This is a genomic window from Pseudonocardia endophytica (genome assembly GCF_004339565.1).
Taxonomy (GTDB): Bacteria; Actinomycetota; Actinomycetes; order Mycobacteriales; family Pseudonocardiaceae; genus Pseudonocardia; species Pseudonocardia endophytica.
The window spans coordinates 77,547-104,185 of sequence record NZ_SMFZ01000002.1; the positions used below are offsets into that span (position 1 = coordinate 77,547).

A 26,639-nucleotide genomic window follows, 5' to 3' on the forward strand; every position below is an offset into this window, starting at 1 on the left:
ATGCCCGACGACGTGTTCGCTTACTCCGCCGAGACGCAGGCCTCGGTCGACCGCGCCCGCCAGCAGTCGATCGGCACGCTGTTGCACCGCACCGCCCAGCGCCACCCGGACAAGATCGGCGTGATCGCAGGCGAGCGCCGGGTGACGTTCGCCGACTTCGACGCCGCCGTGAACCGGTGCGCCGCCGCGCTGTCGGACGCGGGGCTGTCCCAGGGCGAGCGGCTGGCGCTGGTGTGTCACAACAGCTGGCAGTTCGGCGTGCTGAACTTCGCGACCGCGCGGCTCGGGGTCGTCCTGGTGCCGGTCAACTTCATGCTGAACGCCGAGGAGATCGCGTTCATCCTGGAGCACTCCGGCTCGCGTGCCGTCGTCACCGAGGACTCGCTGTCCGGCACCGTGCAGAAGGCGATCGAGGTCGCCGGGATCGACGTCCCGATCCGGGGCTGGGTGAACCTCGGCGGTACGCCCGCCGCGGACGGCTGGACCGATGTGGACACCTGGATCGACGGCGATCGGAACCCGGGCGCCCCGGACGTCCACGTCGCCGACGACGATCCGCTGCGCCTGATGTACACCTCGGGCACCGAGTCGAAGCCCAAGGGCGTGCTGCTGCCGTCACGCTCGCTGATCTCGCAGTACCTGTCCTGCATCGTCGACGGCGGGATGGAGCACGACGACGTCGAGGCCCACTCCCTGCCGATGTACCACTGCGCGCAGCTGGACTGCTTCTTCTCCGTCGACGTCTACCTGGGCGCGACCAGCATCATCCTGCCGGGCGCGGACGCCGGGACGCTGCTCGCGACGATCGAGCGGGAGAAGGTCACGAAGCTGTTCTGCCCGCCGACGGTGTGGATCTCGCTGCTCCGCCATCCCCGGTTCGACGACACCGACCTGTCCAGCCTGCGCAAGGGTTACTACGGCGCCGCCGCCATGCCCGTCGAGGTCCTGCACGAGCTGGGCCGCCGGCTGCCGGACGTCCGGTTCTGGAACTTCTACGGCCAGACCGAGATGTCGCCGCTGGCCACGATCCTGCGTCCGCACGAGCAGCTCGAGCGGGCCGGGTCGGCGGGGCGGGCGTCGCTGAACGTCGAGACCCGGATCGTCGACGACGAGAACACCGAGCTCCCGCGCGGGGAGGTCGGTGAGATCGTGCACCGCAGCCCGCACGCGATGCTCGGGTACTACCGCGACGAGGAGAAGACAGCCGCTGCGTTCGCCGACGGCTGGTTCCACTCCGGCGACCTCGGGGTGATGGACGACGACGGGTACCTCGCCGTCGTCGACCGGAAGAAGGACATGATCAAGACCGGTGGGGAGAACGTGGCCAGCCGGGAGGTCGAGGAGTCGCTCTACCTGCTCGAGGGCGTCGCCGAGGTGGCCGTGTTCGGGATCAGCCACCCGCACTGGATCGAGGCGGTGACGGCGGTCGTCGTGCCGAAGGACGGCGTCACGCTCACCGAGGACGACGTCAACGCGCACGCCAAGGAGAAGCTGGCCGGCTACAAGCGCCCGAAGTACGTCGTGTTCGCCGAGGAGCTGCCGAAGAACCCGAGCGGCAAGATCCTCAAGCGGGAGCTGCGCGACCGGCACGGCGACCTGGCGAAGAACGACTAACCGACGAGCGGCTCCGGCGTGTCGGTGATCAGCATGTGCCCCGGCTCGTGCGCGATCACCAGCGGCAGCCGCGACTCGACGACGGCCGCCTGCGGTGTCACGCCGCACGCCCAGAACACCGGCACCTCGCCCGGCGCGACCGGGACCGGGTCGCCGTAGTCCGGGTCGTCCAGGTCGGTGATCCCGAGCGCACCGGGGTCGCCGACCTGCACCGGTGCCCCGTGCGTCTCCGGGTACCGGGCGGTGATCTCGACGGCCCGCTGCACGAGCGCTTCCGGGATCGGGCGCATCGACACCACGAGCGGGCCGCCGAGCGCGCCCGCCGACCGGCAGCGCCGCGTCGTCCGGTACATCGGCACGTTGCAGCCGCGGGCGATGTGCCGCACCGGGACCCCGGCCGCCAGCAGCGCGCGCTCGAACGTGAAGCTGCAGCCGAGCAGGAAGCTGACCAGGTCGTCGCGCCAGTGGTCGCGCACGTCCGGGACGGTCTCGACGAGCTCGCCGTCGCGGTACACACGGTAGGCGGGGAGGTCGGTCCGCACGTCGCCGTCCGGTCCGCCCAGCAGCGGGCCGGAGATCTCACCGGCCTCCAGCACGTCGAGCACCGGGCAGGACTTCGGGTTGCGCTGGGCGAACAGCAGCACGTCCCACGCGTTCGCCGACGGGATGGTGATCAGGTTCGCCTGCACCCACCCGTCGCACCATCCGGTCGTCGGTGTCACGAGACCGTCCCGGAAGCGGGCCCGCGCGTCCGCCGGGTGCAGGGCGGTCGGGGCGCTCACAGCTTCCCCACGAACTCGACGATCGTCTGGTAGCCGAGGAACAGGCTGACCAGCCATGCCAGGATGCCGATCACCAGCAGCCACACCGGATACCGGTAGCCGCCGAGCAGGTCCCGCCGTCGCCAGGCCACCCAGAGGATCACCGTGAACCCGATCGGCAGGATCAGGCCGTTGAACGCGCCGGCGAACACGAGCAGCGTCACCGGCGTCGTCCCGGCGACCAGGAACACCGCGGCGCTGAGCACGATGAAGGCGACCGTGACCAGCGTCTTGCGACGGGCGGGTGTCGCCTCGGACGTCATGAAGGTGACCGACGTGTACGCGGCACCGATCACGGACGTGATCGCCGCGGCCCACAGGATCACGCCGAACATCCGCAGGCCCACCTGACCGGCCGCCGTCTCGAACACGGTCGCCGTCGGGTTGTCGGTGGACAGCGACGTGCCGGCCGCGACGACGCCGAGCACGGCCAGGAACAGCAGCGCCCGCATCAGAGCCGTCACCAGGATGCCGAGCACGGAGCTGCGGCTGACCTCGCGCGCGTGTTCCGGCCCGGTCATGCCGGAGTCGACCAGCCGGTGCGCCCCGGCATAGGTGATGTACCCGCCGACCGTGCCGCCGATCAGCGTGGTGATCACGATGAAGTCGATCTGGTCCGGGAGCACGGTCTGACGCAGCGCATCCCCGACCGGCGGCCCGGACACGACGGCGACGTACGCCGTCAGCAGGATCATCACGAACCCGAGCACGACGACGACCCGGTCCAGCGCCGCGCCCGCCCGCTTGATGCAGAACAGCGCGACGGCCAGCGCCGCCGAGATCGCGCCGCCGATCCGCGCGTCCATCCCGAACATCGCGTTCATCCCGAGGCCCGCACCGGCCACGTTCGCGATGTTGAAGATGAACCCGCCGACCACGACGAGCACGGTCAGCACCCAACCCGCGCCCGGCGCGACCCGGTTGCCCAGCTCGTGCGCGCGCATCCGGGTCACCCCGATCACGCGCCACACGTTGAGCTGCACGGCGGCGTCGACCAGCGTGGACACCAGGATCGCGAAGGCGAACGCGGCCCCGAGCCGTGCCGTGAACGTGGTGGTCTGCGTGATGAAGCCGGGCCCGATGGCGCTCGTCGCCATCAGGAACATGGCTCCGAGCACGGTGGCCCTGGCGTTCACCGGGCGCGTGTCCTGGGACATGACGTCCTCCAGCCGGATTGCGGTTGGTGGTGCGCGTCACGAAGACGGTAGAGATTGTTCAACGATCCCGCAATCCGACGTGTTGACGATCTGGGTAGTGTCGGGTCACGTGGGAACCGACGCCGTGGTCGCCGAGGCGCTGGCCTCGCTCGCGGCGACCCGTCATGTCGTCGTCCCGGCGTCCGAGCGGGTCGCGGCCGACATCCGTGACCAGGTCGCCGCCGCGAAGCTGCCGGTCGGTGCGCGTCTCCCGGAGGAGGGTCTCGGCCGGGCGCTGCAGGTCTCCCGGAACACCGTGCGCGAGGCGCTGTCCCAGCTGATCGCCGAGCGCGTGCTGGTGCGGGTGCCGAACCGCGGCGTGTTCGTCGTGCAGCCCGAGGTCGACGACGTCCGCGACGTGTACCGCTCCCGCCTCGTGATCGAGACGGGCGCGTTGCGGCACGGCGAGCTCGTCGACGACGCGCAGGCGGTCGCGCGGGTCCGCTCGGCCGTCGAGGGTGGTCGGGCGTCCGCCGCGCGCAGCGACTGGACCGGCGTCGCGGACGCGAACCAGTTCTTCCACCGCGCCGTCGTCGGCCTGGCCGGAAGCCCTCGACTGGACCGGGAGATGGACCGCCTGCTCGCCGAGATGCGGCTGGTGTTCCAGCGGATGCCCGAGGTTCGCGCGTTCCACGAGCCGTACCTGGCCCGCAACATCGCGATCACCGACCTGATCGAGCGCGGCGCGCTTCCCGAGGCCGCCGACGAGCTGGCCGCCTACCTCGTCGTGGCGCGGGACCAGATCGTGGAGGCGTACGCGGGGCTCTGACGCGTCAATATGAATGGGCCTCGCAGCCTGAAACAATTGACATGTTTGATACGAACGAAACAGTGTGAGAGCGAGCACAGGCGCTTGTTCGCGACTGCTTTTCTTTCGTATTTTCGTTGCATGCGACGGAGTCTTGGTGCCGACGAGGCAGTGTGGGGCGGTCCGTGTCACCGTGTCCTGCGCTGTTGTCGCTCCTGATTCTCGACCCGTCGTCCCGTCGGGCCCCGCAGTCGCTGCGAGCGCTCGGACCGACGCCCTCCGGGTGATCTTCCCGGTTCTTCTTCCGCACCATTTTCCGTGATGCCTGCCGGCGCATCCCGGTTCGTGGTGCGTCACCGATTCGTACCGATTCCGGCTCTCGAACAACGGCGTTCTGCAGCTCGCATCATCGAGAGGAAACGCTCATGGTCACGAAGTTCTCCGATTTCGGGAACATCATCCTCAACACCGACAGCTACAAGCACTCCCACCACGTGCTGTACCCGCCGAACACCGAGTACGTCTCCAGCTACATCGAGTCCCGCGGTGGGCCCTACCCGGCGCACCTGTTCGTCGGTCTGCAGGCGTTCGTCAAGGAATACCTGCTCAAGCCGATCACGCTGGAGGACATCGACGAGGCGGAGGTCGTCACCCGCCAGCACAAGATCCCGTTCAACCGGGACGGCTGGCTCGGCGTGCTCAACGACCACGACGGCTACCTGCCGCTGGAGATCGAGGCGATCCCCGAGGGCACCGTGCTGCCGGTCCGCAACGCCCTCGTCCAGATCATCAACACCGATCCGAAGTACTACTGGCTCACCAGCTTCGTCGAGACCCCGCTGCTGCGCTCGGTCTGGTACCCGACGTCGGTGGGCACGTTGAGCTGGCTCGGCAAGCAGATCATCCGGACGGCGCTGCAGCGGACCTCCGACCACCCGGAGATCATCCGTGACCTGCTGCACGACTACGGCGCACGTGGGGTGAGCTCGCAGCAGTCGGCCGCGCTGGGCGGGCTCGCCCACCTGGTGAACTTCGAGCAGACGGACACGATCTCCGGCTCGCTCGCCGCGCAGCGGTACTACAACGCGATCGCCCCCGGTGCGTCCGGACCGAACTCCGAGCACTCCACGATGACCGCATGGGGGCCCGAGAACGAGTCGGCCGCGTACGCCAACGCGATCAACAAGTACCGCGGCTGGCCGGTCGTCGTGATCGTGTCCGACTCCTACGACCTCGAGAACGCGGTGCACAACATCTTCGGCCGCGAGCTCAAGGAGCTGGTGGACAACCACACCGGGACGGTGTTCGTCCGGCCGGACTCCGGCGACCCGGTGTCGATCGTGTCGGACACGATCGAGGGCCTGATCAAGCACTACGGCCACATCGAGAACAGCAAGGGCTACAAGGTGCTGCCCGACCAGATCCGGGTCTGCCAGGGCGACGGCATCACCCTGGACAGCCTGCGGGACATCTACGCCGAGCTCGACCGGCGCAAGCTCGCCGCCGACAACGTGTACTTCGGGATGGGCGGCGGCCTGCTGCAGCAGATCAACCGGGACACGCTGCACTTCGCGCAGAAGGCCAACGCGGTGCGCATCGACGGTGAGTGGGTGGACATCTGGAAGAGCCCCAGCGGTGTCGACCTCAAGGCCTCCAAGCGCGGCAGGCTGGCCGTGCGCAGGGTCGGGGACGGGTACGAGACCGTCCCGAAGGACTCCGTCCCGCCGGAGGAGAACCTGCTCCAGCCGGTCTACCGCAACGGAAAGCTGCTCAGGCGATGGGACTTCCTCGACCTGATCGAGCGCAGCGAGCGCTCCGTGCCGGAGCACTACTACTCCTCGATCCTGCCCAGCAGCTCCTCCGACGCCCCGCTGCCCGCGGCCGGTGCCTGAGACCGGCGACCCGCCTTCCGGGAGGACTCACCACATGGGGGCCGAACCGTCCCACGGTGTCATACCCGCTCTCGACGTCTCGGGCATCGACGAGGTGCTGCGGCTCGTCGAGGCCACGACCGGGATCGACGGCGTCGTCGGGTACAAGATCAGCCAGCGCACGGTGCTGGAGATCGGTCTCGTCGACGCCGTGCGGGCGCTGCGCACCGTCACCGACCGCCCGCTGTACTACGACCACCAGAAGGCGGGCCTGGACGTCCCGTCCAACGGGGCAGGGTTCGCCTCGGCCGTGGCATCGGCCCGCGTGGACGGCGTCATCGTCTTCCCGGTCGCCGGACCGACCGCGGTGCGCGGCTTCGTCCGGGGAGCGCTGGACCACGGCGTTCGGCCGATCGTCGGGGCCGCGCTCCCGCTGCCCGACTTCACGATCTCCGGGGGCGGCTGGCTGCACGACGACGTGCTGGCGCGGGTGGCGGCACTCGCGCTGGCCGAGGGGGCGCGCGACGTCGTCGTGCCGGCCCACGACCTGCGGCAGCTCGAGACCGTCACCGGCGAGCTGACCGACGGCGGGCAGGACCCGACGTTCTTCCTGCCGGGGATCGGGGCCGAGGGCAGCCCTCTTGCCGCGGCCTTCTCCGCCGTCCGTGGCCCGCGCGCGCACGCCATCGTCGGGCGCGCGATCCACGCCGACCCCGACCCGGCCGCGGCCACCCGCCGGCTGGCCGACACGGCACTGGCCGCAGCGACCCACTGACCGTTCCCGGACCGGGCCCGGCCGGGACGACCACACGAGGAGCAGGAATGTCCGAACTGTTCGACCGCGAGGTACTCGACCAGGCGGCGCAGGTGCTGGCCCGCGCCCGGGACGGCGGTGTCCGCATCGCGACCGCCGAGACGGTCACCGGGGGGCTCGTGGCGGCCGCGCTCACCTCGGTGTCCGGTGCGTCGGCAGTGTTCGAGCGCGGTTTCGTCCTGTACCACCCGACGGCGAAGGCCGTCGGGCTGGGAGTCCCGCAGGAGGTGTCCGAGGAGCACGGCGTGGTCAGCGCCGCGGTCACCGAGGGGATCGCCGCGGGGATCCTGGACAACTCGACGGCCGACGCGGGCGTCGCCCTCACCGGCTACGCCGGACCGACCGGCGGTAACGACCGGGACCCGGTCGGCACCGTCTACACCTCGGCCATCCACCGCGGCGGCAAGGTGGTCACCGAACGGCACGTGTTCGACGGCGACCGCACCGAGGTCAAGCTGCAGGCGGTGGAGGTGGCCCTGCGCCTTCTCGGCGACCAGCTCCAGGGCAGCGACGAGCCGTGACCGCGCTGCACGTCTTCGACATGGACGGCACCCTGCTGCGCGGGACCAGCGCGAGCCTGGAGATCGGCCGCGGGATCGGCAGGCTGCCCGACATCGAGGAGTTCGAGGCGGCGTCCTCGGCGGGGACGATGGACAACGTCGCGTTCGCCAGGGCCTGCCATCCGATCTGGCAGACGCTCACCGAGACCGACGTCGACGACGCGTTCGCCGCCGCCCCGTGGATCGGCGGGATCGCCGAGGTCTGGGCGGACATCGCCGAGCGCGGCGAGCGCTCGGCGGTGGTCTCGATGTCGCCGCTGTTCTTCGTCCGGAGGCTGCTCGACTGGGGAGCCGGCTCGGTGCACGCCACCGACGTGCCGATCGGTCGACCGCTGGACGAGTCCCTGGTGCTGACCACCGAGGCGAAGGTGACCATCGTCGAGTCGCTGCTCGGCGAGCACGGGCTGGAGCCGCACGACTGCGTGGCCTACGGCGACTCCTACACGGACACGGCGCTGTTCCGGGCGGTGCCGAACACGGTGGCGATCAACGCCGACAGCCGGATCCGGCGCCTGGCGCGTGTCGTCTACGACGGCGACGACCTGCGCGACGCCTACGGGCGGGGCCGGATGCTGCTGGGCGCCCGGACTCTGCAGGAGGGAACCGGGTGAACCACGATGACCGATGAGACCAGACGACGGACGATGCTGGTCGGAGGCCGCGGCTACCCCGAGCTGACCGAGCAGGTCGCCAAGCACCTCGACGTCCCGGTGACACCCCAGTCGGTCTACGACTTCGCGAACGGGGAGACCTTCGTCCGGTTCGAGGAGTCGGTGCGCGGCGCGGATGTGTTCGTGGTCCAGTCGGTGGGCTCGCGGCCGGACAAGGCCCTGCTGGAGACGCTCATCATGGTCGACTCCCTCAAGCGCGCGTCGGCCGGACGGATCACGGTGATCCTGCCGTTCTACCCGTACGCCCGGCAGGACAAGAAGCACCGCGGCCGGGAACCGGTCACCGCGCGTCTCGTGTCGGACCTGCTGCACACCGCAGGGGCGCACCGGCTGATCACGGTGGATCTGCACGCCGACCAGATCCAGGGGTTCTTCGACGGGCCGGTCGACCACCTGCAGGCCCAGCCGCTGCTGGCCGCGCACGTGCAGGCCACCTACGGTCCGGACGACCTGACCGTCGTCTCCCCGGACGCCGGGCGTGCCCGGCTGGCCGAGAAGTGGGCCGGCGGGCTCGGTTCGGCCCCGATGGCGTTCATCCACAAGACCCGGGACGTCGCGGTGCCGAACCACGCCGTCGCCAACCGGGTCGTGGGCGATGTCGCCGGACGGCTCTGCGTGCTGGTCGACGACATGATCGACACCGCCGGTACGGTGGCTGCTGCGGTGGAGCGGCTGTTCGCCGCCGGCGCGCGCGACGTCGTCGTCGCGGCGACGCACGGCGTGCTCTCCGACCCGGCGAGCACCCGCCTGGCCGGTTCCGGTGTGCGCGAGGTGATCGTGACGAACACGCTCGAGGTGCCCGACGAGCGCCGGTTCCCCGGTCTCACCGTCCTCTCGATCGCCCCACTGATCGCCAGCGCGATCGAGCAGATCGTCGAGGACGGCTCCGTGACCTCGCTGTTCGAGGGGTGACATGCCGACATCCGCCCTGCCGCACCTGACGTCGCGCCGCCACGTGGACCTCAGTCACTGCTCCAGCGCGCTCTGTGTGCGGGACCCACCGTCCCCCGCAGAGCCGTGCGCCTGGAGATCCCGATGCCCGAGGAAGACCCGTCCGCGATCGGCACCGCGGACCGCATCCCGGTTCCGCGTGTCCACCTCCTGGTCGAGGTGGAGGCCGTGGACCCGGACACCTCACCGCACGACGTCGCCGACGCGGTCGGCGTCGCACTGCGAGCGCTGTCCGAGCTGAGCCCGCGCACCCGCGCCGCGTCGGTGTCGGTGCTCGGCTCGCCGCACCGCCCGCAGGCCGCACGCGGTGTGTTCGACGTCAAGACCCAGGAGCTCGTGGTCGACGGGGCGGCGGTGAGGCTGACTCCACGGGAGGCGACCGTCCTGTCCTATCTCGTGCACCGCCCGAGCCGGCCGGTCTCCCGCCAGGAGCTCTGCGAGGGCATCGGTGACTCGGAGGGGTCGCTCGGCCCACGAGCGGTCGACGTGATCCTCTCCCGGTTGCGGGCCAAGCTCACCTGGACGCCACCGCCGCTGGCCACCGTGCGGGGGGTGGGGTACCGGTACGAGCCGTCGGACCGGTTCCTCGTCATCGACGACCGACCGTGACCACGTCCCGTCGCGCCGGCTCGTCGCTCGCGTGACCTCGCAGGCGATTCGCAGACGTCGCAGCCCCTGCGCGTCCTGCGCGGTCGCCGGATGGCCTGCGAGGTCGCGCTCAGACGAACGCGGACAGCCGGATCCCGGCGGCACCCAGGCCGTCGCGGACCGCCTGTGCCATCGCGACGGCGCCGGGAGAGTCGCCGTGCACGCACGCGGACTCGGCCCGCACCGTGACGTCGGTGCCGTCCACCGAGCGGACCACGCCCTCGTCGACCATCCGGATCAGGCGGCGGGTGGCCTCGTCCGCGTCGTCGAGCAGGGCGCCGGGTTCACGCCGCGGCACGAGCGCGCCCTCCGAGGTGTAGCCGCGGTCGACGAAGAACTCCGGCACGGCGCGCAGGCCGGCCGACTCGGCGGCGGCCAGGAGGGCGGAGCCGGGGAGGCCGAGGACGGGAAGCGACGGGTCGTAGGCCCGCACCGCCTCGACGACGGCCGCCGCCTGCGCCTCGTGCGTGCGCGTCGCGTTGTAGAGCGCGCCGTGCGGCTTCACGTACCGGACCCGGTCGCCCGCCACCCGGCACATCGCCTCGAGCGCGCCGAGCTGGTAGAGCACGTCGTCGGTCAGCGCGGCCGGTTCGACGTCGACGAACCGCCGCCCGAACCCGCCCAGGTCCGGATAGGACACCTGAGCTCCGACGGCGACCCCCGACCGCGCCGCCCCTGCCGTCGCCCTGCGCAGCGTGGACGGATCACCCGCGTGGAACCCGCAGGCCACGTTCGCCGACGTGACGAGCCGGAGCATCGCGTCGTCGTCGCCGAGCGTCCACTGCCCGAAGGACTCGCCGAGGTCGGCGTTGAGGTCGAGGGCGCGCTCGGAAGCCATGGCCCGGATCGTCCCGGCTGAGCCCGCAGCCCGCGAGAGGGGTGGCCCCCGTCGACGTGAACACCACAGCTGTCCGGCCGCCTCCGGACGACCGTCACGTTCACGTCGAGCGCGAGACGTCCCCGGCCCGTGCGATCGCGGCCGCTCGGTGTCCGACGCGGAGCCGATCGAGCGCGCGGGTTCCGGACGGGAGCACGAGCTTCCGGCCGAGCCCGGCCATCGCGATCACCGCATCCGGTGTGAGGACGGCCGCCAGCGCCGTGACCAGTTCCGACGCGGCGTCGTCGGAGCCCGACCAGCTCGTCCGGATGCCGTGCGGGAGGTCGGCGATCACCACGTGCGGACGGTGGCGGGCGACCAGCGGGGCGGTCGCGGCCGGATCGGTCGCGTCGGCGACCGCGACCTCGTGCGAGACCGGCGCGCCGCCGAGACCCCGGACGGCGGAGGCCGCGCCCGTATAGCTCGCCTTGCCGTGCCGTGCGGCGAGCGCGTCCAGGTCACGGGCGCGGCCGTCGAGACCACCGGGATCCAGCAGTGCCAGGTTGCGACGGGCGAGGTCCAGCGGGGAGGGGTCGACGTCACTGCCGAGGAGGCCGGAGAGCACCGAGCCCCTGCACAGACCGAGCACCGCCAGCGTCGTCCCGGCGCCGCAGCACGGGTCCCACACCGTCACCGGGCCGGTGCCGTCCCCGACGAACGACAGCGCCCTCCCGAACAGCTCCAGCGTCAACCGGACCGGCAGGGTCGGGCGTCCTGGCGCGGAGACCAGCACGGCGTCCAGCGCTCCGTGGTCGGCGGCAGGCGCGTGGTGATACCGCACCTCAGGCCACGATCAGCGGCCGCAGCGTCCGGTCCGCGGCCTCGAGCGCCTCGCATCCCCGCCCGGACGCCCGCGCGGCGATGTCGGCGAGCGACGACTCCGGCAGGCAGGCGGTCGGCATGCCGAGCTTCACGCCGGGACCTCCACCCAGCTCCCCGACTCGTGCGACCGGATCACGGCGTCGACGAGCACGGCGGCGCGCAGCCCGTCGTCGAACGTCGGGAGTCCTTCCGGCACAGCACCTCCGATCGCCGCGTACGTGTCGGCGACGAACGCGTTGAAGCAGTCCTGGTAACCCTGCGGATGGCCGGGCGGGATCAGCGACAACCGCGCCGAGTCGGCAGAGAACGAGGGCGATCCGCGGTGCTGCGCGAGGTCGCCGTCGACCTGTCCGATCCGCAGTGTCTCCGGGTCCTCCTGGTCGAAGCGGTACGACGCGCGCTCCCCGTCCAGCGAGAGCAGCAGCGCGTTGCGACGGCCCAGCGAGCTCTGGCTGATCACCACCGACCCGAGTGCGCCGGCGTCCGTCGCGAGCTGCACGGTCGTCGTCGTGCCGGACTCGGCCGTGACGGCGCAGAGCCGGGTGATCCGCTGGCCGGAGGTGAACTCGGCCAGGTCGCACCAGTGCACGCCGACGTCGGCGAACGCCCGGTGGGTGCCGCCCTCCGCCGGGTCAGCGCGCCACCCGGCCGGGGCGCTCGCGGCCTGCCAGTCCTGCAGGTAGGCGCCGTGCAGCACGTGGACCGCCCCCGCGTCACCGGCCGCGACCCGCGCCCGGATCTCGCGCACGACCGGGTAGAACCGGTAGACGAACGGGACCGTGGCCACCTGGCCCCTCGCGAGACCGGCCAGCGACGACGCGTCGGCCAGGGTCGTCGCGAGCGGCTTCTCGCACGCGACCGGCTTCCCGGCGTCCAGCGACCGCCGCGCGAGCGGCACGTGCAGCGAGTTCGGCGTGCACACGTGCACGACGTCCACGTCGTCGGCGTCGATCAGCTCTTCCGCGCTGCCGGACGCGGCCGCGGCTCCGAGCCGCTGTGCCGCAGCGACGGCACGGTCCGGAGTGGACGCCGCGACCCGGGAGACGGTGCCCCCCGCGGCGCGTACGGCGTGCGCGTGCACGGCCCCGATGAAGCCCGTCCCGATGATCCCGGCTCGCAGACCCACGCGACGACCGTAGCGCTACATCGCCGGCGCCTGCTGCTGGGCGAACAGGCCGGAGTAGCCGCCCGACCAGTCCGGCGGGATCGGGCACGGGCGCGGGTCGTGGCGCGCCATCCGGGCCGGGTTCCCGCGCACGACGTCCCCGGCGTGGCTCGAGTTCAACGGGTTGTACGTGTACGGCATCGCGTCGGCGGCGCTGTAGATGTTGAGCAGCAGCGGCCTGCCGATGTCCGAGTGGTTGGCCGCGGAATGGTGCAGCATCCGGCAGTTGTGGATCGTGATCGACCCGGCCGGTCCCGGCAGGTACTCGGTCCGCTCGGCGGGGACGGCCGCCGCGTCCTCTTCGGACAGTGCGCCGCGCCAGTTGCCCTGGTCGTCGTAGAGGTCGTAGAGCTCCCACTCGTGGCTGCCCGGCATCACACCGAGCGGCCCCTGCTCCATGCCGCAGTCGTAGAGGTAGGTACCGATCGTGAGCGGGCTGTAGTTCGTGTGCGGCCAGAACTGGATGTCCTGGTGCCACTTGACCTCCGCGCCGCCCTTCGCCCACTTGAAGTTGAGCTTGGAGTGGTGGAACTTCACGTCGTCGCCGACCAGGTCGGCCGCGACGTCCGCGATCACCGACTCCGAGGCGAACGCCCAGTACTCCGGGTGCTGGTCGACCGGGCTCGTCACGCGTCGCAGCCGCGGGTCCTCCGCGGAGTGCGTGGGCTCGAGGTCGAACACCCTGTCCGACTCGGTCAGCGGTCTGCTGCGCTCGACCATCTCGTCGGTGACCGCGCGCAGGCGCTCCAGCCACTCGTCGGGGATGATCCGTTCCAGGACGAGGTAGCCGTTGCGGTCGTAGAAGTCCCGCTGCTCCTCGGTGATCACCTTCGGTCGCGTCCGGTTGTCGGCGAGCGTCATTGCTCCTCCTCGTTGGCTCCCAGCACACCAGGGAACCTGCCGGAGGGGCGTTTCGTCCACCCGTGGCCGGACCTCGGGTCACCGCGATCCGGCGGCCACCAGCGTCGCGGTGATCGGCTCGAGCTCGCCGAACAGCTCGCCGAGCTCGGCCGGTGACAGGGCGTCGTACGGCGGGACGGCGAGCTCGTCGGTCAGGTCCTCGATCCGCTGCTTGGTCTCGCGGCCGGCGTCGGTGAACCGGCCGTCCGCGTCGACGAGCCCGCGCTCGCGCAGGCCGTCCATGACCGCCGCCAACCGCGTGCGCGGCAGGTGGTGCACGCGCCCGAACGACTCCGGCGGGTGGATGCCGTGCTCCAGGGCGGACAGGATGTGGGCCTCCGTGCCGCCGACGCCCGCGCCGACGAGGGCGGCGACGTGCCCGTCACCGCGGTGCTCCCGCAGCATCGTCGCGGAGTGCCACAGGCGCGTGACCGGGTCGCTCGGCACGTCGAGCGAGCGCCACCCGGCGAACAGCACCCGGCCGTTCGTGGGCGCGCCGTGCGCGGCCTTCGTGGCCAGGTCGGCGGCCCGCGCCAGGCCGGGGGAGGCGGCCAGCCCGTCGCCGAGGATCCGCCGCACCGACGCCGCGCTGCCGCGCCGCCACGCGTCGAACGACGTCTCCGGCGGGACCGTCGCCCACGCGCTCGGGATGTGCCGCGCGGCCTCGCCGTCGGCGAAGCTGTAGAAGGCCGCGTGCACGACCTGCGCCGGCACCCGCCCCAGCGGGAAGGCGCGGCTGGCGAAGTAGCCGTCCCAGTAGGTGCGGTGGCCGAGGGCGGCGAGCTCCTCGTCGGCCTCGTCGGCGAAGAACGTGACCAGGCAGATCGGCTCGAGGAGCTCGAACATGCGACGGGCGGTGCTCGGGGTGCTCATGGCCTGTTCGACCGGCCGTGCAACCCGGACTCATCGGAGCCTTGCGGAGTGAAATCCGGGCCTCGCCGGACGGCGCCGAGCGCGGGGGACGGGTCAGCCGGTGTTCTTCATCCCGGCCGCGATGCCGTTGATCGTCAGCAGCAGCGCGCGCTCCAGGTCCGGGTCCGGCTCCTCGGTGCGGCGGCGCTGCTCGAGCAGCTCGACCTGCAGGTGGTGCAGCGGCTCCAGGTAGGCGTTGCGGACCTCGAGCGTGTTGCGCAGCACCGGGTGCCGGGCCAGCAGCGCGCGGTCGCCGGTGAGCCGCAGCAGTTCGCGCAGCGTCAGCTCGTGCTCCTCGCGGATCAGCTCGAACAGCTTCTGCTGCGCGGGTTCGACGAGCGTGCTCACGTAGTTCGAGGCGATCCGCAGGTCGGTCTTCGCGAGCGTCATCTCGACGTTGCCGATCAGGTTCGCGAAGAACGCCCACTTCCGCATGTCCTGCAGGTCGTCGTCGTATCCGGCCTCACGGGCCGCGCGCAGGCCGCTGCCCAGCCCGAACCAGCCGGGCACGACCATCCGCGTCTGGGTCCAGCCGAACACCCAGGGGATCGCGCGCAGATCGTCGAGGGAGGGGTCGGCACCGGGCCGCTTCGACGGGCGCGACCCGACGTTGAGCCGCCCCAGCTCGTCGACCGGCGTCGCCGCGGTGAAGAACTCCGGCAGGTCCGGGTCGCCGACGAGGCGCCGGTAGGACTCGGTGGACGCGGCCGCGACGCACGTCATCACCTCGTCCCAGCGCTCCAGGGTCTCCTCCGGCCAGCGCGACGCCTGGTGCAACAGCGAAGCGTCCAACATGGACGCCAGGAGGATCTCCAGGTTGTCGTGCGCGAGGCTGGGCAGCGAGTACTTGTCGGAGATGACCTCGCCCTGCTCGGTGAGCTTCATCGTCGCGTCCACCGAGCCGAACGGTGCGGACGCGATCGCCTCGCCGGCCGGTCCGCCGCCGCGGCCGACCGACCCGCCGCGCCCGTGGAACAGCCGAAGCTTCACGCCGTGCCGTGCGGCGACGTCGCGGAGCTGGCGCTGCGCGCGGTGGATCTCCCACTGCGAGCTGGTGATCCCGGCGCCCTTGTTCGAGTCCGAGTAGCCCAGCATGATCTCCTGCAGGTCACCGCGGTTGCGGACCTGCTGGCGGTAGCCCGGGTCGGTCAGCAGCCCGTCCAGCAGCTCGCCCGCCTTGGACAGCTCCTCGACCGTCTCGAACAGCGGGACCAGGTCCACGGAGGACCGCGGGTGGTCGTTGATCTCGACCATGTAGGACTCGCGGGCCAGCACGGCGACGGCGAGCAGGTCGTCGACGTCGCGGGCCATCGACACGATGTAGGTGCGGGCGACGTCCTGGCCGAACTCGTGCTGGACGGCGTGCAGCGTGTCGAACGTGTCGACCACCTTCGCCGCGGCCTCCGGTACCCCGTAGTGCCGGCGGATCAGCGGGCGGCGGCCCCGCAGCTCGGCCGAGAGCAGCTCGCGGCGCTCGTCGCGGCTCAGGTCGGCGTACGGGCGGTCCAGCTCGCCGAGCGCGTCGAAGATCGCCCCGAGGGCCTCGTGGTGCTTCTCGGAGTGCTCCCGGACGTCGAGCTCCATCAGGTGCAGGCCGAGCGCGCGGGCCGACCGGATCGCCCGCGCCAGCGTCCCCTCCGCGATCCGGGTGCCCAGGTGCCCGCGCAGCGAGCGGTCCAGGACGCCGAGATCGTCGAGGTAACCCGCCACGCCGAGGTAGTCCTCGTTCTCCACGTGCGGTCCGTGCTCGGCGATCCGGCGGCGGGTGCGCTCCAGGCGTTCCTGCACGTAGGAGAGCTTCAGACGGTAGGGCTCGTGCGCGTTGAGCCGGATGAACCGGTCGTAGACATCGGGCAGCGCGCGGCGGTCGCGGGCCAGCGACCCGCGCAGCTCCTCGGACACACCCATCACGCGGGTGGACACGGACAGCTCGGTGATCAGCTGCGCGACCTGGTCGGCGTGGATGCGCAGCGCCCTGTCCGCATAGAGTTCCAGCACCTCGCGCGTGACGGCGGGGGTGACGTTCGGGTTGCCGTCCCGGTCGCCCCCGACCCAGGACCCGAGGGCGAGCGGGCGGACGTCGTCGGGCACGGTCAGCCCGGCGCCGGCGGCCTCGGCGGCGAACTCGTCGAGCAGGTCCGGGACGGTGCGCTCACCGAGGCGTTCGGCGAACCAGGAGATGTTGCGGGCCTCGTCGACGACGGTCGGCCTGCCGGGCCGGATCTCGTCGGTCTGCCAGAGCATGTCGACGAGCGCGCCGAGCTTCCGGTCCGACAGGCCGGTGTCCAGCCCGTCGACGACCCGGCGCAGGATCGCCAGCACCGACTGCCGCGACGACTCCGTCGGATGCGCCGTGAACACCGGCCGCAGCTGCGCGCGGGACAGCACGTCGGCGACCTCGTCCGGGTCGGCCTCCTCGGCGAGGCGTCGCATGACCGTGCGCAACGGGCGCGCGTCGGCCGGGCGCAGCGCCCGCAGCTCGCGGGAGCGGTGCAGCTGCTCGGCCACGTTCGCCAGCTGGAAGTACTGCGAGAACGCGCGGGCCAGCACGACGGCCGTGCCCGCGTCGATGCCGTGCAGCAGGGCTGCGACGGCGTCCGGCTCCACCTCGCCGTCGGTCACCTCGCGGGCCCGGTGCCGGACGTCCTCGACGAGCTCCAGCAGATCCGGTCCGGCCTGTTCGGCCAGCGTCTCGCCGAGCATCGTGGACAGGCGGCGGATGTCCTTGCGCAGGGCCTCGTGCTCGGACTCGGACACGACGCCGGAGTGCGCGGACAGCGAGTCCGGTGCGAGTTCCGTGTGCGACGGCTCGGACGGGACGGCGGCGGGCGTGGTGTTCTCCGGCACGGGTACTCCGTTCCCCGCGCGCGGCGGGTCGTCGGGCCGCTCGCACCGGTGGGAGCGGGTCGTCCCGGCATCGTCCCCCGCCGGCGGCCGGCGTCGCCAACTCCAGCGCCCACCCGTAACCCGCGGGAAACACACCCCCTCCCTCTGCCACACCCCCACCCCACCCACGGGCCACCCCCGCCCCGCCCACCCCTGCCCTGTCGAACGAACGGCACCTTCGAGCAATGACACTGCTCGAAGGTGCCGTTCGTTCGGGGAAGTGGGGCGCGGCTCGGGGAAGCGGGGGCGGCGTCGCGGAATCGCAGGTCTGAGCCCCGGCATCCGGGTGACACCCGGTCACGTTCTGTCGGGTCCGGAGGGGCGGCCGTCCGGAATCTCGACCATGGCGTCGCCCGGACGGGCTACGTCGGTCCGCTGGCCGCGTCGGACCTCACGTTCGTCGTCACGTCGGCCGTCGTTCACCGGCTGTTGCCGCTGGTCGCGGGCTTCCGTAGGTCCGACGTTCGGGGCCCCGGTGAGGTTGCCCGTGAGGTCGGACGGTAATTGGATCGTCGCCATCCGCAGCGGAGGGAGCGGCCATGGCTACCGGTCAGGGCGAGCGGGGGGACGAGGGTCCCCTCGCGCACGCGGCACGCGTCGCGTCCGATCAGTCCTATCTGGACGGACTCGTGGACACTCGCCGTTCCGCGTGGGAGCGGGCGTCCGGTGCGCGGCCGCAGCGGACGCCGAAGCGGCTGCTGGTGTCGCTCTCGCACAGCATCGAGAAGGCCGTCCTCGGTGGACCGATCGGGTACCCGACGGTCGTCGTCGCGCTGTTCCAGCAGCTGCGGTTCTTCGACCGCGAGCGCGAGGTCTACGCGCGGATGGCCGCGGCGGGGGCGATCGTCGTCGTCGGGTTCGTGGAGGGCGACGAACACCAACCGCCGGACGGTGTGCACGTCGTGTCCCTGCGCCCCGACGAGCCGCTGGCCGACGAGTGGAGCGTCGTCGCCGTCGGACCGGCGGCAGGCGCGTTCCTGGTGGCCACCGACCAGCACGCGTTCGACCCCTCCGAGCGCGACCACGAGGCGAACCGCGAGTTCGTCGGGCGCTGGGGCTACTCGCGCGCCCAGGCGGGTACCGAGCTGGCCCGGCTGCGGTTCTCCCTCGGTGACCGCCTCGACGTCGTGCTCCGCGGCACGATCGACGACCTGCTGGCCGAGCACATGCCGGCCGGCGGCGCGCCCGCCGCCTCCGCCGGCACACCCGGCGAGACCTGGGCGACGACGTCGCTCGGTCACATGATGGACGGGATGCTGACCGCCAGGGCCGGCACCCGCGAGCTGCGCGAGCAGCTGGCCGACGCGCAGCGGGCGGTCTCCGCTCGCGCGGCTGCGACGACCGACCCGCACAGCGGCGTCGCGAACCCGGACTTCCTGCGGCGGTGGTCGCACCCCACGGGCGCGAACCCGCTGCCGATCGGGCTCGCCCTGTTCGACGTCGCCGAGCTCGACGGCGACGCGATGCGCGACGACGAGCGGGCGTCGTACTTCGCCGCGCACCAGGTCGCGGCCGCGCTCACCCAACCCCTCGGGCCGGTCGACGCCGTCGTGCGGATGAGCGCGCGGGAGTTCCTCGTGGTGGTGCCCGGCGCGTCGCAGCGACACCTGGCCGGGCTCTGCGACCAGATCTCCGAGCAGCTCGAGCTGGCCTCACACGGGTACCCGGACATCGCGCTGCGGGCGCGGGTCGCCACGGTCGTCACCTGCCGCCGTCCGTTGCCGGTGGACGAGCTCCACGGCTCGCTGACACGCCTGGATCTCGACGGCGGATCCGGCCCGCTCGACGCGGGCGAGATCGACGGCGGCCGGGTCACGGTGTCGTCCACGGCATTGCACGCCGGCCGGTCCGGACGGGCGGCCTCCCGTGGTCCGGTCGTCGAGGCCTCGTCCGACGTCACGCCGGACGAGGCCGGACCCGAGGAGAGTCGCGACGACGCGAACGGCCGGTACTCGAACGATCCGGACGCCGTCGAGGCGGATCCGGAGGAGGCCCCGCCGGTCCCCGCGCCACCGCAACCGCGGCCCGCGGTCTCGCCGTTCGGCCACACGGGCTCGCCGGACGCGGGGCCTGCGGCCGGCGGGTTCGACCCTCCGGCATCGCGGCACGGCGGTCACGGGACGGCGCCGGACGGGCCCGTCGACGACGCGGAGCCCGCGGCCGTCGCGGCGCCGGATCTGCCGCAACGGACCGCCCAGGAGGCCCTGCACCGGCTGGTCTACGGCGACGACCCGGTGTCGACCGGCGACCCGCGGGCCCGGATGGACGTGTTCGCCGACCTGTCCGACCCGCCGAACGGGCACCGTCGCTGACTCCTCAGCGCGGGAACGCCGCCAGCAGCGCGTCGTGGATCCGGCCGTTCGTGGCCACCACGTCGGTGACGGCGGCGGTGTCGACGTCGGTGCCGTCCAGGTCGGTGAGCCGCCCACCGGCTTCGGTGAGGATCATCTGCCCGGCGCTGATGTCCCACGGCGGCATCTCCCGCTCGACGTAGGCGGTCAGGTGACCGGCCGCGATGTGCGAGAGCAGCAGCGCGGGTGCGCCGAGGAACCGGACGCCCCCGCACGCGTTCATCAGCGCCTCCAGCTCGCGCGTGAAGCGCGCGATCCGCGACGGGTCCGACGTCTGCACCTGCGTCGCGACGACGGCGCGCCGGATCTCATCGGGTCCGCCGGTCGTCAGCGGGTGCCCGTTGCAGGTGGCGCCAAGCCCGCGGGCGGCCGAGAACAGCTCGTCGTGCACCGGGTCGTGGACCGCGCCGGCCGCTGCCGCGCCGTCGATCCGCAACGCGACGGACACGCAGAACCACGGCAGGCCGTGCGTGAAGTTCGACGTGCCGTCCAGCCCGTCGACGTACCAGACGTGCCGGGAGTCGGAGCCCGGCACGGTGCCCTCCTCGCCGACGACCGTGTGGTCCGGGAACGCGGCCCGGATCGCCGTCACGGCGGCCTCCTGGGAGGCGGCGTCCGCCGACGTCGTGAGGTCGACCCGCTCGTCCTTGAGGTGGACGTCGATCTGCGTCCGGTCGGTGGCGGCCAGCACCGCTCCGCCCGCTCGTGCCGCGGCCTCGGCGATGTCCCTGGCGTGCGCGAGGTCCACTGTGGTCATGTGTTCAGCCTAGGCCGTACAGGCGACGCGGGTTGTCCACCAGCACCCGCCGGCGCACCTCGGTGTCGGGCAGCCACAGGTCGAGCACGGCGCGGTGGTCGTCGGGAGTCGGGGCCGGGCCGGGCGCCGCGACGTACGGCCAGTCCGACCCCCACACGACCCGGTCCGGGGCGACGTCCAGCACGGCGTCGACGCGGTCGGCCAGCCGCTCGGCCGCGTCGGTCTCCGGCACGCCGGGCGCCAGCCGGTACGCGCCGGACAGCGTCACCCAGCAGTCTCCGGACCCGAGCAGGGTCCGCAGGACCGGGATCGCCGGATCGGACCGGCCGGGCGCGGGTGCGGGGATCATGCCGAGGTGGTCGAGCAGTACCCGGCCGGTCGCGAGGCTCGCGGCCAGCACGTCGAGATGCTCGCGGGGATCGGTCCACACCTCGACGTGCCACGGCCGGTCACCGACGGACGCGCTGCGCCGCAACAGATCCGGCAGGGCGCCGACCGGGGCGCCACCGGCGAACCGGTCCTGCACCCGCACCGCGCGCACGCCAGCGCGGTCCAGAGCGCCGAGATCGTCGCCGTCGCCCACGACCGCGACACCGCGCAGGCGTCCCGGCGACGCCGCGAGTGCGTCGAGCAGCACGGAGTTGTCCGTGCCGTAGGCGCTCGGTGTGACCAGCACGCCCGCGGCGAGACCGAGCCCGTCCAGATGGGCCAGGTAGTCGCCGAGCGGAGCCTCGAACGGGGCGTAGGCCGCGCCCGGCACGCCGGCGGACGCGCCGGTCATCACATGGGCGTGGACGTCCACCGCTCCGTCCGGCACCGGGCTCATGGCCCCACCGTCACACATCCCCGCGCAGCGGGGGACCACGCCGCCGTCGTTCGGTCGGCTTCCGCAGGAGCGCCCGGCACCGTGATCGGGGGAACCGGCCGGAACGCGCCACGTGTGGCGTCCTCGTGCCGGTTGCGCCGATCACCGGTGCCGGAGCCGTCCGGCGGACCGGGGGCGCCCTGAACCCCGCCCGACACCGGCGCGGTGGCCTACCGTCGCACTCGATCGGTGCACGGAACGGGAGGTCGGTGTGACGGAGCGGGCGGCCCTTGTCACGGGCGGGGCGAGCGGCATCGGTCGGGCGACGGTCGCGTTGCTGCGCGAGCGGGGCTGGTCGGTCGTGGTGGCCGACCTGAACCGGGCGACCGGTACGGCCGCCGCCGAGGAGCTCGGTGCGTCGTTCTCGGTCGTCGACGTGTCGTCCGAGGACGACGTGGCGGGCGCCGTCGCCCGGTGCGTCGACGAGTTCGGGCGGATCGACGCCGTGGTGAACAACGCGGGCGTCGGCGGCGCGTTCGGGTCGCTCACCGAGATCGACGTCGACGAGTGGGACTGGACGTTCGCGGTGCTCGTGCGCAGCGTGTTCCTCGGGATCAAGCACGGCGCGCGGGCGATGCGCGCGGCCGGCAACGGCGGCGCGATCGTGAACACGGCGTCGGTGGCCGCGAAGAGCGGAGGGGCCGGCCCGCAGGCGTACTCGGCGGCGAAGGCCGCCGTGCTGAACCTGACCCGCTCCGCCGCCGAGGAGCTGGCCGCCGACCGGATCCGGGTGAACGCCGTCTGTCCCGGCCTGATCGTCACTCCGCTCGCCGTCGACGGTGCCGCCGCGCAGGAGAAGGCGGCCGCCGTGATGGCGCGACGCCAGCCGTGGCCGGACATGGGCCGTCCCGAGGACGTCGCCGAGGCGATCGGGTTCCTGGTCTCCGACGGCGCCCGGTTCGTCACCGGCGAGGAGATCACCGTGGACGGCGGGCTGACGGCCGCCGGTCCGCGGATGCACGAGGCCTACGGCGGGCGCCCCGGCGAGCGCGGCCTGACCGGCGTCAACCGCGGCAGCACCGGCGTCCCGCCGACGATCCGACGCGTCTGAACCGCACGGCCGGGGCCGCGCAGGCCCTCACCGGTCGTCGCAGATCGTGCGGGGTATGCGACGTCGGCCGACGCCCTGCGACGTGCGCCCGTCGAGCATGATCGCGGCGCCGGCGGGGAACACCGCCCGCATGGAGTATCGGAAGCTCGGACGGTCGGGGCTGCGCGTCTCGACGATGACGCTCGGCACGATGACGTTCGGCGGCAAGGGCGGCTTCGCCAACGTCGGCAACTCGGGCGTGGACGAGGCCCGACGGCTCGTCGACCTCAGCATCGACCGCGGCGTGAACATGATCGACACGGCGGACGTCTACTCGCAGGGCGCGTCGGAGGAGATCGTCGGCGAGGTGGTGAAGGGCCGCCGCGACGACGTCCTGCTCGCCACGAAGGTCCGGATGCCGATGGGCGACGGCCCGAACGACGCCGGGCTGTCCCGCGAGCACATCGTGCGCGGGTGCGAGGACAGCCTGCGCCGGCTCGGCGTCGACCACATCGACCTCTACCAGGTGCACGCCTGGGACGGTCAGACGCCGCTGGAGGAGACGCTCGAGGCGCTGGACACGCTCGTCCGCAAGGGCAAGATCCGCTACGTCGGCTGCTCGAACTACTCGGCGTGGCATCTGATGAAGGCGCTGGGCGTCTCCGAGCGGGAACACGTGGTGCGCTTCGTCTCCCAGCAGATCCACTACACGCTGCAGGAGCGGGCGGCCGAGCAGGAGCTCGTCCCGGCCACGATCGACCAGGACCTCGGCATCCTCGTGTGGAGCCCGCTCGCGGGGGGTCTGCTGTCCGGCAAGTTCCGGCGCGGTAAGGACTCGCCGGAGACGTCGCGGCACCTCACCGAGTGGAGCGAGCCGCCGGTGCACGACCAGGAGCGGCTCTACGACATCGTCGAGGTCGCCGTCGAGATCGGTGCGGCGCACGGCGTCTCGGCCGCGCAGGTGTCGCTGGCGTGGTTGCTCCGCAAGCCCGGCGTGTCGTCACTGATCGTCGGCGCGCGGAACGAGGAGCAGCTCACCGACAACCTCGCCGCGGCCGAACTGGAGCTCTCCGGCGACGAGGTGGATCGCCTCGACGAGGTCAGCGCGACCCCGCTGCGCTACCCGTACTGGCACCAGAAGCAGACGGCGTCCGACCGGCTCTCGGCCGCCGACCTGACGCTACTGGGGTAGTCACGCCGCGCACGGACGTGGCACGGACGCCACAGCCGTTCGGCGCGTTCGCGAGGTGCGGGACTCAGCTGGGACGGGGGGCGTGGGGCAGGGCGCTGGTCAGGAGCGCATGCACGTCCTCGTCGTCCAGCGTGTAGTGGACGAACGTCCCCTCGCGGCGGTGGTTCACGATGCCGGCGAGGCGCAGCTTCGCCAGGTGCTGGCTGACCGCCGTCGGTGCCGCGCCGACGATCTCGGCCAGGCACGCGACGGACGACTCGCCCTGCGCGAGCGCCCAGAGGATCTTCAGCCGGGTCGGGTCCCCGAGCATCCGCAGCCGGTCCGCGGCACGACGGACCTCGCCGTCGGGCGGCATCTCGAAGCCGGTGATCTCGTCGTGCACGCCACGCAGTCTACGACACCTGCGCATCTGCGCGGGTGATCGTTCATCAGAATTATTGGTCAGTTCACTGCGTACCTTCGTGAGTGCGCAGGTAGTGTCCGACGGTATGCGCTCCGCTCTCGTCCTCTCCGAGGTCCGGTGGGCCGCGGCGGCCCTGGCCGCGTTCGCGGTCGCCGCCGTCGGTGACCTTCTCGGTGCCTGGTGGCCGCTCGTCGTGGCCGCCTACCTGGCGTGCTACCTCGCGGGCGGGTGGGAGCCGCTGCTCGAGGGCCTGCGGGCGCTGCGCGAGCGGACGCTCGACGTGGACCTGCTGATGGTCGTCGCGGCGGTCGCCGCCGCGGCGATCGGCCAGTGGTTCGACGGTGGCCTGCTGATCGTCATCTTCGCGACGTCCGGCGCGCTGGAGGCGGTGATGACGGCGCGCACCCGGGCCAGCATCGACGCGCTGCTCGATCTGGCACCGGAGACCGCCACCCGGCTGGACCCGGACGGCGAGCGCACGGTGCGGGCCGCCGACCTGGTCGCGGGCGACCGGGTGCTGGTCCGTCCGGGCGAGCGGATCCCGGGGGACGGCCGCGTCGACGAGGGCGTGAGCGAGGTGGACACCGCGACGCTGACCGGCGAGCCGGTCCCGCAGCGCCGCAGCGTCGGCGACGACGTGCTGGCCGGCACCGTGAACGGCACCGGCTCGCTGCGGGTGCACGTCACGCGGGACGCGGCGGACACGGTCGTCGCCGGGATCGCCGCGCAGGTCGCGCGGGCCAGCGAGACGAAGTCGCGCCGCCAGCTGTTCGTGGAGCGGATCGAGCAGCGGTACTCGGTGGCCGTCGTCGTGGCCGCGTCGGCGCTGCTCGCGGTCCCGCCGGCGTTCGGCGCGGACCTCCGGGAGACGCTGCTGCGGGCGATGACGTTCATGATCGTCGCCTCGCCGTGCGCCGTCGTGCTCGCGACGATGCCGCCGCTGCTCGCCGCGATCGCCGTGGCCGGTCGTCGCGGCACCCTGGTCAAGGACGCGACCGTGCTGGAGGCGCTGGCCGAGGTCGACGCCGTCGCGCTGGACAAGACCGGCACCGTGACCGTCGGCCGTCCCCGGGTGCTCGACGTGCGTCCGGTCGGCGGATGGGGCGCGGACGAGGTGCTGGCCATGGCCGCGGCGGCGGAGGTCGGCAGCGAGCACGTGCTCGGCCGGGCCGTTCGCGAGCACGCCCGCCATCTGGAGATCCCCGGGGCCGACGGCACCACGGCACTCCCCGGTACCGGCGTCCGCGCCCGGGTCGGTCGGCACGACGTGGCGGTCGGCCGTCCTGAGCTGCTCGACGGGCCCGCTCCCGCCGAGGTCGAGGACCTGCGGGCAGAGGGCCACACGGCCGTCGTCGTGGTCGTCGACGGCGCGCTCGCGGGCGTCCTCGCGCTGGCCGACGAGCTGCGACCGGGTGCCGGCGCGGCACTGGCGGACCTGACGGCCACGCTCGGCCGGGCTCCTGAGCTGCTCACCGGCGACGCGGACGGCCCGGCCCGGCGGGTCGGTGCCGAGCTGGGAGTCGACCGGGTGCACGCCGGGTTGCTGCCCGCCGACAAGGTCGAGCACGTGCGCCGCCTGCAGCGCTACGGCCGGGTGCTCGCCGCGGGCGACGGGTTGAACGACGCGCCGCTGCTGGCGAGCGCGGACGTCGGGCTCGTCGTCGGCGACGGTGCCGGTGGCCTCGGCGTGCGAGCCGCCGACGGCGTGCTCACCAGGGATCCGGTCGCGTCGCTGGCCCCGCTGGTCCGGCTGGCGCGGCGGGCGCGGCGGATCTCGCGGGCGAACCTCGCGTTCGCCGCCGTCGTGATCGCGGTCCTGGTCGGATGGGACCTGTTCGGCACGCTGCCGCTCGCCGTCGGCGTGGCCGGGCACGAGCTGTCCACCGTGCTCGTGTGCCTGAACGGCCTGCGCCTTCTGGTGTGGCCGGGCTGGAACGTGCCGGGCGGATCCTCAGCCGACGCCGAGCGCGACGAGCGCCATGCGGCGCAGGACCTCGGCGCCGACCGCGTCGGAGTCTCCTGAGCCCGTCGAGTACGGCGTGGAGTTGAGCAGCCCGAACACGCCGTGCACGGCGATCCGCGCCGCCTCTGCGGACATGTCCGGGTGCACCTGGCGCAGCGTCTCCACCCAGATCTCGACGTAGGTGCGCTGCAGGAGCCGCACCCGTCGTCGTCCCTCGTCCGGCAGGTTCGCCATGTCCCGGTCCTGGACGACGATCAGCTCGGGCTCGCGGAACGCGAACGCGACGTGGAAATCCACGAGCGCGACCAGGGTGGCCCGGGGCTCGCCGCCCGCCCGCTCGCGCCCACCGGCCAGCAGGCGCTCGCTGATCCCGACCAGGATCTCCTCGAGCAGCGCCTCCTTGCCCGGGAAGTGCCGGTACAGCGCCGGCCCGCTGACGCCGACGGCCGCGCCGAGGTCCGCGATGCTCACGCCGTGGAAGCCGTGCCGGGCGAACAGGCGCGCCGCGACGACGAGGATCTGCTCGCGCCGGGTCGGTGCGGGGTCCTCCTGCCGGGTCGTGCGCGGGGCGGTCATCCCGAGAGGATAGCGCGGGAGGTTAACGATCGTTCACCGTGCAGGT

The 26,639-nt window shown here is 72.6% G+C and carries 25 protein-coding genes; 12 read left to right on the plus strand and 13 right to left on the minus strand.

What is annotated here, in order from left to right; all coding sequences use genetic code 11:
* Positions 1 to 1,614: an acyl-CoA synthetase gene (locus tag EV378_RS19155; RefSeq protein WP_132428279.1), complete on the plus strand. Its 1,614-nt coding sequence runs from the start codon at positions 1 to 3 to the stop codon at positions 1,612 to 1,614.
* Here the strand turns inward: EV378_RS19155 and EV378_RS19160 are convergent.
* The gene (locus EV378_RS19160) at positions 1,611 to 2,378 is read right to left on the minus strand and encodes a putative hydro-lyase (protein ID WP_207908957.1); all 768 of its coding nucleotides are present in this window, start codon (positions 2,376 to 2,378) and stop codon (positions 1,611 to 1,613) included. The genes EV378_RS19155 and EV378_RS19160 overlap by 4 nt on opposite strands.
* 14 nt (positions 2,379 to 2,392) lie before the next feature.
* Positions 2,393 to 3,592, minus strand: coding sequence for an NRAMP family divalent metal transporter (locus EV378_RS19165; RefSeq protein ID WP_132428283.1), 1,200 nt, complete (start codon positions 3,590 to 3,592; stop codon positions 2,393 to 2,395).
* A 109-nt stretch (positions 3,593 to 3,701) separates the two neighbouring features.
* Here EV378_RS19165 and EV378_RS19170 point away from each other — a divergent pair, with 109 nt between their 5' ends.
* The 7 genes from EV378_RS19170 (at position 3,702) to EV378_RS19200 (ending at position 9,855) form a co-directional block, all read left to right on the plus strand.
* Entirely contained in the window at positions 3,702 to 4,400 is a 699-nt protein-coding gene (locus EV378_RS19170) for a GntR family transcriptional regulator (RefSeq protein WP_243653645.1), read from the plus strand.
* Between the two features lie 404 nt (positions 4,401 to 4,804).
* Positions 4,805 to 6,271 carry a nicotinate phosphoribosyltransferase gene (locus EV378_RS19175; RefSeq protein ID WP_132428285.1) on the plus strand — a complete coding sequence of 489 codons (1,467 nt, stop codon included), beginning with the start codon at positions 4,805 to 4,807 and terminating at the stop codon, positions 6,269 to 6,271.
* A 34-nt stretch (positions 6,272 to 6,305) separates the two neighbouring features.
* The gene (locus EV378_RS19180) at positions 6,306 to 7,025 is read left to right on the plus strand and encodes a beta/alpha barrel domain-containing protein (RefSeq protein WP_132428287.1); all 720 of its coding nucleotides are present in this window, start codon (positions 6,306 to 6,308) and stop codon (positions 7,023 to 7,025) included.
* A gap of 47 nt (positions 7,026 to 7,072) precedes the next feature.
* Positions 7,073 to 7,585 carry a CinA family protein gene (locus EV378_RS19185; protein WP_132428289.1) on the plus strand — a complete coding sequence of 171 codons (513 nt, stop codon included), beginning with the start codon at positions 7,073 to 7,075 and terminating at the stop codon, positions 7,583 to 7,585.
* Positions 7,582 to 8,235 carry an HAD family hydrolase gene (locus EV378_RS19190; protein WP_132428291.1) on the plus strand — a complete coding sequence of 218 codons (654 nt, stop codon included), beginning with the start codon at positions 7,582 to 7,584 and terminating at the stop codon, positions 8,233 to 8,235. The genes EV378_RS19185 and EV378_RS19190 overlap by 4 nt, the downstream gene beginning before the upstream one ends.
* 6 nt (positions 8,236 to 8,241) lie before the next feature.
* A complete protein-coding gene (locus EV378_RS19195; RefSeq protein WP_132428293.1) occupies positions 8,242 to 9,207 on the plus strand; it encodes a ribose-phosphate diphosphokinase in 966 nt (321 codons plus the stop codon).
* 123 nt (positions 9,208 to 9,330) lie between these two features.
* Entirely contained in the window at positions 9,331 to 9,855 is a 525-nt protein-coding gene (locus EV378_RS19200; RefSeq protein WP_132428295.1) for a winged helix-turn-helix domain-containing protein, read from the plus strand.
* 109 nt (positions 9,856 to 9,964) lie between these two features.
* Here EV378_RS19200 and EV378_RS19205 read toward each other — a convergent pair whose 3' ends face one another.
* From EV378_RS19205 to ppc, 7 genes are all read right to left on the minus strand, one after another.
* Positions 9,965 to 10,732: a LamB/YcsF family protein gene (locus EV378_RS19205; protein WP_132428297.1), complete on the minus strand. Its 768-nt coding sequence runs from the start codon at positions 10,730 to 10,732 to the stop codon at positions 9,965 to 9,967.
* A gap of 100 nt (positions 10,733 to 10,832) precedes the next feature.
* Positions 10,833 to 11,552 carry an rRNA methyltransferase gene (locus EV378_RS19210; RefSeq protein WP_132428299.1) on the minus strand — a complete coding sequence of 240 codons (720 nt, stop codon included), beginning with the start codon at positions 11,550 to 11,552 and terminating at the stop codon, positions 10,833 to 10,835.
* A gap of 1 nt (position 11,553) precedes the next feature.
* Positions 11,554 to 11,685, minus strand: coding sequence for a hypothetical protein (locus EV378_RS36790; RefSeq protein WP_279389654.1), 132 nt, complete (start codon positions 11,683 to 11,685; stop codon positions 11,554 to 11,556).
* A complete protein-coding gene (locus tag EV378_RS19215) occupies positions 11,682 to 12,719 on the minus strand; it encodes a Gfo/Idh/MocA family protein (protein ID WP_132428301.1) in 1,038 nt (345 codons plus the stop codon). Before EV378_RS19215 ends, EV378_RS36790 begins: the two co-directional genes overlap by 4 nt.
* 15 nt (positions 12,720 to 12,734) lie before the next feature.
* The gene (locus tag EV378_RS19220; protein ID WP_132428303.1) at positions 12,735 to 13,619 is read right to left on the minus strand and encodes a phytanoyl-CoA dioxygenase family protein; all 885 of its coding nucleotides are present in this window, start codon (positions 13,617 to 13,619) and stop codon (positions 12,735 to 12,737) included.
* A 78-nt stretch (positions 13,620 to 13,697) separates the two neighbouring features.
* Positions 13,698 to 14,531, minus strand: a complete 834-nt coding sequence (locus EV378_RS19225) for an SCO6745 family protein (protein WP_243653646.1) — start codon at positions 14,529 to 14,531, stop codon at positions 13,698 to 13,700.
* Between the two features lie 93 nt (positions 14,532 to 14,624).
* Positions 14,625 to 17,417, minus strand: a complete 2,793-nt coding sequence (gene ppc, locus EV378_RS19230) for a phosphoenolpyruvate carboxylase (protein ID WP_243653647.1) — start codon at positions 17,415 to 17,417, stop codon at positions 14,625 to 14,627.
* A gap of 578 nt (positions 17,418 to 17,995) precedes the next feature.
* On the opposite strand from ppc, the gene EV378_RS19235 reads away from it, so the two are divergent.
* On the plus strand, positions 17,996 to 19,768 hold the full coding sequence (locus tag EV378_RS19235; RefSeq protein WP_132428305.1) for a DICT sensory domain-containing protein: 1,773 nt from the start codon (positions 17,996 to 17,998) through the stop codon (positions 19,766 to 19,768).
* 4 nt (positions 19,769 to 19,772) lie between these two features.
* Here the strand turns inward: EV378_RS19235 and EV378_RS19240 are convergent, their stop codons facing one another.
* Together EV378_RS19240 and EV378_RS19245 are read right to left on the minus strand one after the other, a co-directional pair.
* Positions 19,773 to 20,564: an inositol monophosphatase family protein gene (locus tag EV378_RS19240; RefSeq protein WP_132428307.1), complete on the minus strand. Its 792-nt coding sequence runs from the start codon at positions 20,562 to 20,564 to the stop codon at positions 19,773 to 19,775.
* Positions 20,565 to 20,568: 4 nt separating this feature from the next.
* On the minus strand, positions 20,569 to 21,390 hold the full coding sequence (locus tag EV378_RS19245) for an amidohydrolase family protein (RefSeq protein WP_165922397.1): 822 nt from the start codon (positions 21,388 to 21,390) through the stop codon (positions 20,569 to 20,571).
* A 250-nt stretch (positions 21,391 to 21,640) separates the two neighbouring features.
* Here EV378_RS19245 and EV378_RS19250 point away from each other — a divergent pair, with 250 nt between their 5' ends.
* Both EV378_RS19250 and EV378_RS19255 read left to right on the plus strand, forming a co-directional pair.
* On the plus strand, positions 21,641 to 22,480 hold the full coding sequence (locus EV378_RS19250) for an SDR family NAD(P)-dependent oxidoreductase (protein ID WP_132428311.1): 840 nt from the start codon (positions 21,641 to 21,643) through the stop codon (positions 22,478 to 22,480).
* Positions 22,481 to 22,610: 130 nt separating this feature from the next.
* Complete coding sequence (locus EV378_RS19255) at positions 22,611 to 23,651, plus strand: aldo/keto reductase (protein ID WP_132428313.1); 1,041 nt, start codon at positions 22,611 to 22,613, stop codon at positions 23,649 to 23,651.
* Positions 23,652 to 23,715: 64 nt separating this feature from the next.
* Here the strand turns inward: EV378_RS19255 and EV378_RS19260 are convergent, their stop codons facing one another.
* Positions 23,716 to 24,033: an ArsR/SmtB family transcription factor gene (locus tag EV378_RS19260; RefSeq protein WP_207908803.1), complete on the minus strand. Its 318-nt coding sequence runs from the start codon at positions 24,031 to 24,033 to the stop codon at positions 23,716 to 23,718.
* A gap of 106 nt (positions 24,034 to 24,139) precedes the next feature.
* Here EV378_RS19260 and EV378_RS19265 point away from each other — a divergent pair, with 106 nt between their 5' ends.
* Complete coding sequence (locus tag EV378_RS19265; protein ID WP_132428317.1) at positions 24,140 to 26,077, plus strand: heavy metal translocating P-type ATPase; 1,938 nt, start codon at positions 24,140 to 24,142, stop codon at positions 26,075 to 26,077.
* On the opposite strand, the gene EV378_RS19270 is transcribed toward EV378_RS19265, so the two are convergent.
* Positions 26,006 to 26,593 (minus strand): SACE_7040 family transcriptional regulator, encoded by a 588-nt coding sequence (locus EV378_RS19270; RefSeq protein ID WP_132428319.1) that lies wholly within the window; start codon positions 26,591 to 26,593, stop codon positions 26,006 to 26,008. The genes EV378_RS19265 and EV378_RS19270 overlap by 72 nt on opposite strands.
* Positions 26,594 to 26,639: the final 46 nt, after the last annotated feature.

What these genes read in the sequence shown, in the direction of transcription:
- EV378_RS19165 (WP_132428283.1), bottom strand. Translation starts at nt 3,592, where the DNA reads ATGTCCCAGGACACGCGCCCGGTGAACGCCAGGGCCACCGTGCTCGGA.
- EV378_RS19265 (WP_132428317.1), top strand. Translation starts at nt 24,140, where the DNA reads ATGCGCTCCGCTCTCGTCCTCTCCGAGGTCCGGTGGGCCGCGGCGGCC.
- EV378_RS19195 (WP_132428293.1), top strand. Translation starts at nt 8,242, where the DNA reads ATGACCGATGAGACCAGACGACGGACGATGCTGGTCGGAGGCCGCGGC.
- EV378_RS19270 (WP_132428319.1), bottom strand. Translation starts at nt 26,593, where the DNA reads ATGACCGCCCCGCGCACGACCCGGCAGGAGGACCCCGCACCGACCCGG.
- EV378_RS19220 (WP_132428303.1), bottom strand. Translation starts at nt 13,619, where the DNA reads ATGACGCTCGCCGACAACCGGACGCGACCGAAGGTGATCACCGAGGAG.
- EV378_RS19225 (WP_243653646.1), bottom strand. Translation starts at nt 14,531, where the DNA reads ATGAGCACCCCGAGCACCGCCCGTCGCATGTTCGAGCTCCTCGAGCCG.
- EV378_RS19235 (WP_132428305.1), top strand. Translation starts at nt 17,996, where the DNA reads ATGGCTACCGGTCAGGGCGAGCGGGGGGACGAGGGTCCCCTCGCGCAC.
- EV378_RS19245 (WP_165922397.1), bottom strand. Translation starts at nt 21,390, where the DNA reads ATGAGCCCGGTGCCGGACGGAGCGGTGGACGTCCACGCCCATGTGATG.
- EV378_RS19200 (WP_132428295.1), top strand. Translation starts at nt 9,331, where the DNA reads ATGCCCGAGGAAGACCCGTCCGCGATCGGCACCGCGGACCGCATCCCG.
- EV378_RS19205 (WP_132428297.1), bottom strand. Translation starts at nt 10,732, where the DNA reads ATGGCTTCCGAGCGCGCCCTCGACCTCAACGCCGACCTCGGCGAGTCC.
- EV378_RS19240 (WP_132428307.1), bottom strand. Translation starts at nt 20,564, where the DNA reads ATGACCACAGTGGACCTCGCGCACGCCAGGGACATCGCCGAGGCCGCG.
- EV378_RS19255 (WP_132428313.1), top strand. Translation starts at nt 22,611, where the DNA reads ATGGAGTATCGGAAGCTCGGACGGTCGGGGCTGCGCGTCTCGACGATG.
- EV378_RS19155 (WP_132428279.1), top strand. Translation starts at nt 1, where the DNA reads ATGCCCGACGACGTGTTCGCTTACTCCGCCGAGACGCAGGCCTCGGTC.
- EV378_RS19180 (WP_132428287.1), top strand. Translation starts at nt 6,306, where the DNA reads ATGGGGGCCGAACCGTCCCACGGTGTCATACCCGCTCTCGACGTCTCG.
- EV378_RS19185 (WP_132428289.1), top strand. Translation starts at nt 7,073, where the DNA reads ATGTCCGAACTGTTCGACCGCGAGGTACTCGACCAGGCGGCGCAGGTG.
- EV378_RS19175 (WP_132428285.1), top strand. Translation starts at nt 4,805, where the DNA reads ATGGTCACGAAGTTCTCCGATTTCGGGAACATCATCCTCAACACCGAC.